Annotated in this window: 3 protein-coding genes and 1 pseudogene; 3 read left to right on the plus strand and 1 reads right to left on the minus strand. The window is 59.7% G+C overall.

Annotation, left to right across the window (positions count from 1 at the left end):
* Positions 1 to 423: pseudogene (locus AUR66_RS21940) on the plus strand (alkaline phosphatase family protein); the annotation flags it as partial.
* A gap of 243 nt (positions 424 to 666) precedes the next feature.
* On the opposite strand, the gene AUR66_RS10610 reads toward AUR66_RS21940, so the two are convergent.
* Positions 667 to 1,599 carry a hypothetical protein gene (locus AUR66_RS10610; RefSeq protein WP_058572397.1) on the minus strand — a complete coding sequence of 311 codons (933 nt, stop codon included), beginning with the start codon at positions 1,597 to 1,599 and terminating at the stop codon, positions 667 to 669.
* Positions 1,600 to 1,772: 173 nt separating this feature from the next.
* Here AUR66_RS10610 and AUR66_RS10615 point away from each other — a divergent pair, with 173 nt between their 5' ends.
* Both AUR66_RS10615 and AUR66_RS10620 read left to right on the plus strand, forming a co-directional pair.
* Complete coding sequence (locus AUR66_RS10615; RefSeq protein ID WP_157533062.1) at positions 1,773 to 3,395, plus strand: right-handed parallel beta-helix repeat-containing protein; 1,623 nt, start codon at positions 1,773 to 1,775, stop codon at positions 3,393 to 3,395.
* Between the two features lie 140 nt (positions 3,396 to 3,535).
* Positions 3,536 to 4,606: a Gfo/Idh/MocA family protein gene (locus AUR66_RS10620; RefSeq protein ID WP_058572399.1), complete on the plus strand. Its 1,071-nt coding sequence runs from the start codon at positions 3,536 to 3,538 to the stop codon at positions 4,604 to 4,606.
* Positions 4,607 to 4,630: the final 24 nt, after the last annotated feature.

A 4,630-nucleotide genomic window follows, 5' to 3' on the forward strand; every position in this document is an offset into this window, starting at 1 on the left:
AGACCGGTGTTCGACGACGTCTCTCCCCGCGAGCAGTACATGTTTGGCCCCAGAGACGACGACGCCGTCGACATCGTCCTCGTCCCGCGAGCGTTCGACCAATTCCTCTCTGCGATGCTCGACGACGACGTGTTCGGTGAGCCATCGGAGCCGTGGAATCACAAACTGGATGGCATCGTCGCAGCAATCGGAACCGACGTCGACACGGACGTGTCCCTCGACGGAGCCCACCTGTTCGATATCGCACCAACGGTCCTCGCGACGTTCGGTATCGAAGCGGACGAACGAATGGATGGGAGTGTCCTCCCATTCGTCGACTCAGTCGGGAGACGGCCGTACCCAGAACTCGACACCCAGGCAGTCGACACGACGACAGACAGTCGAGTCGAAGAGCGACTCGCCAACCTCGGCTACATCGAGTAGGAGGCTCCTTCTTCTCTTTTCTGTCGCCTGTCGGTGAGCAGTCGCGAAGGACGAGGAGCCCCGTCGTCTGTCGTTATTCGATGAATAACACGTTCGACAGAGACTCAGGGGAGAGAGACTGACACCGCGTTCAGAAGCACCGACCGGCGAAACGACGAGAGACGCTGGCCATCAGCGTGTCGGCAGGAGACGAGTCAGCAAAAGAGAGGTTGGCCGCAGACACCAGGAGGGTCGACGCGAGCGTCAGACGTATCCGAGGTTCTCGAGTCGCTCGGTCACGACGTCAGACGAGACGGCGTCGTCTTTCGCCACCGACTCGCCAGTGACGATTTCTTTGCGTTCTCCGTTGTCGTAGACCAACCACGGGACTGTGACGAGTTCTTCTGTGTGGATTCCTGGTGGGTGGCCCCACTCTCGAATCGGAATCGGTGCGGCGCGTTCTCCAATCATGTTCCCGTGGTCGGACGTGACGACAGTCCGGCCCGGAAGCGTCTCCATGAGGTCTTCGACGGCGGGCAACGCGAGACGGAGGTTGTCGCGGTACGCCGCCCAGACGGTTTCGGGGGCGATAGAGCGCTTTCGCTCCATCAACTCGCCCCAGATATCCGCCTTCGACTCGGCGTCTTCGAACGGTGAACGGGCGTTCAACTCGGGGGCACCGACGAACGGGTAGTGCGGTTGGAGGTAGTGGACGATGAGTCGTTTGTTCGGGTACTGCTCGCTCACTTCCTTCGCGCGCCTGGTCATCGTCTCCGGGAGGACTGTCCCAATCGACGGGTCCCACCCGTCTTCTATCCAGACGTTGACGACGTCGTAGAACGTCGCGTCGAGTTCGTCCCGTTGGGCGTATAGTTGCGGGCTTGCACTGATGTACACCGTGTCTTGCAAGTCGCGGTTGGTGAAGTTGCCACGGAGGAATTCCACCGTGTGTGACCCACGAGAGATTCGTTTTTCCAGTCGTCCTGGGAGCGTGCTGTCCTGTTCGAACATGTCGAATCGACAGGCGTCTAAGATAAGCAGGTTGTCCCAGTCTTCGGCGACGACGTCTACCCCGTCGTGATTGTAGGTGCGCTGTCCGAGTCCGCTGTAGTAGAGGCGATTGAGTTCGCGCCCGAAGAACGCCGGATTCGAACGGCCAATCTTCAACCCCGTTCGAATCTGTGATAACGAGTACATCAGGTATGATGGTGGGTGTAGAAATCACATTGTAAATTCGGAACTAACAGATGAGCTGACAGAGACGCTGTACGATAGGAATTCGAGAAACCCATCCGAAACCCGTGAAATCAGCAGTTTGGTCTCCATAATTATATCTCTGTGATACCAATTCACGACGAGTCATCACGATAATGGATAGACGGACGTATCTTGGGTTGGTTGGTGTCGCTGTTGCGTCCGTAGCCGGCTGTGTGACACAGCGGCCGGACGACACCGATACTGCGACCCCGCCGCCTCCCCCGCCGCAGACACCGACCACGCGGACACCACGACTCGACGAGTTCGAACGAGTCGACGTCGTCTCCGACCTCGGGTGTGACCCGACCGGTGACGAGCCGTGCGTCTCGAAATTACAGGCCGGACTCGCAGACGGGGTTGCACTCGAATTCCCTGCTGGGACCTATCGGTTCGAGGACCGACTCGACATCTCTGGCCACACTGGTATCGCACTCGTTGGAGTCGGAGCCGGGTCCGTCAACGTCGTCCCGCCGAAGGGTTTCAACAGTGTCCTCGTCGACGTGGGGTCGACAGACCGGTTCATCATGCGTGGTATCGATATCGACATCACTGCGAACGACACCACCGCGGGTATCCGCGTCCTCTGTCGGAAGTGGTTCGAGATAGACGACGTCGAGTTCGTGGGCCGAGGAACACACCCAGACGACGACGTCGTCCACGCGTTGTTAGCCGGCCTCACAGAAGCGTCCGGCCGCGGCCTCATTCGGAACTTCCGTGCCACGAAGGGGTCGGCAATCGGGCACTACAAAGACGGAGACGGCCGCGCGGGAATCTCGATAGGTCCGTGGAACTTCGGCACGATTCGCATCGAAGACTGTCACCTCGAAGAGTTCGGGAACAACGGCATCTACGCCAGTCGAACGTCGGGGAACGTCGAAGTCGTCGGTGGCCTCTTCCGCAACAACAACGTCGCGAGTATCCGAATCTCGGGCAACGGAAGTTACGTCAGCGGCGCAACCGTGGAGGTTGACCTGGGGAGTTACACTGGACCCCTCACCCAACTCGACTCGCAGTTCAACACGCGAGGAATCGCTATCGAGCAGGGACCCGCAGACAAGCCACCCGGTGTCGAAATTCGCGACTGCACCATCCGCATCGAAGAGACCCCCCGGTCGAAAGGCGGCATCTACATCTTCCCCACGGGCCGAACGGTGACAGTTCGAAACACCACGATTCAGGTGAACGTCGACGAGGTTCCTGCGGTGTACCGCAGCGTCCTCGAACCCCAAGGCCAGTACGAACCAGCAGAAGCGCCCCACTGGATCAACCTCGAAAACGTCGAGATTACCGGGCGAGCACGCGGTGCAGCGGGTGTCGTTCTGTACGACGCGCCAGAGTCGGTCATTCGGAACTGTACCATCGATCAATCGGGAACCGACCGCGATGGCGTCTACCTGACGAACTCGGTGTCGACCACCATCGACGGCGGGAGCATCAGCACCTCACGGTACCCGGTCGTCGTCGAACTAACCAACGAGCGCGAGAGGGAAGCGTGCTTGCTGCAATTCGAGTCTGTCCCGGAACTGCAAACCCGGGGAGATGGTGGCGCATTCGCTTCCGGGAGTACCGTGCGTATCGAAGCCAACGAGTACCGCGTCGACGGCGGCGGTGTCGTCGGCCCAGTCGAGTGTCTCGCAGTGAACGACTTCGACCCAGTCGTCGACGGCGACGACACACTCGCAATCACCGGCACGCGTGACGGTAACGTCGAGTGGCTCAGATTCGTCGCGCGGTGAGCGCGCTGACCAAATTCCTCTCCTGGCTCGCTGTAGGTCGATTTTTCGGTGGCAACCTGACTCCCAGACGACGTTAGCAACTACCGACCAGAAGTCATCGAGCGTATAACAATACACTTCTCAATCATATCGCCTCACGTATGACACTCAACGCAGCAGTCGTCGGTGCGGGTGTTGTCTCTGGAACACACCTCTCTGCACTCGAACGAAACCCCCGCACCAACCTCGTCGCAATCTGTGACATCGACGAAGGGCGGGCGACCGACGTCGCGACCAAACACGACATCAAAGCCTACACGGACATCGACGAGATGCTCGAATCCGAAGACCTCGACTGGGTCCACATCTGCACGTCGGTTCAAACCCACGTGGCCCTCGCGAAGAAGGTCATCGACCAGGGCATCCCCGTCATGATAGAAAAGCCAATCACGACGACCCTCGACGAGTTCGTCGAACTCCAGGAGTACGCCGACGAACACGGCGTTCGGTTCTCCGAAGTCCACCAACACGCCTACGACCCCGCCATGCGCGTCGTCACCGAGAAGATGAAACGCGGTGACCTCGGCCGAGTTCGCAGCGTCGAAGTCATCTTCACCGGTCTCACCCCGCCGGACCTCGAACAGCGCGGGTCGTGGACCATGGAACTCGAAGGCGGTGAGTTCGAAGAGGGTCTCCCACACCCGCTGTATCTGGCGCTGAACGCGGGTGGCTACCCCGAAAGCGAAGACGCAATCTGTGCCACGACGAGTCTCGCGAACGAGTACGAACACGACTTCACCTACGACAACGCCTCCGTACAGTACCGGACTAATGGCGGGTGTCTCGTGAGCGTCAAGATGATCTCCGGTGCGATTCCCCAGCGACTCGTCGTCGTCCACGGTGAAAAGCGGTCGTTGATGGCTGACCTCGTCTCGCAGACCGTGATGAAAGTCGCCCACGACCCGACGAGCACCTCCCTCTCGAAGGTTCGCTACAACGTCGAACGCTCTGCCGACCTCATCGGTGGCGTCGTCGGAAACGCGAGTACCGTCCTGAAGACGAAGTACGACGACGGCTGGGAGAACCTCAAACAGACGAACCCTCACTACTACCAAATCGACCTCGAATCGAAGGCAATCGAGACGGGGCGTCCGATGCCAGTCCCCGTCGAAGAGTCGAAGTGGACGATGGTCCTCCTCGAGAAAGTCCGCGAGGCGGCGCGGCAGGACTAACCCCCACCTCTCTTTTCGTGCGAT

It is taken from the genome of Haloferax profundi, from assembly GCF_001469865.1.
Classification (GTDB): Archaea; Halobacteriota; Halobacteria; order Halobacteriales; family Haloferacaceae; genus Haloferax; species Haloferax profundi.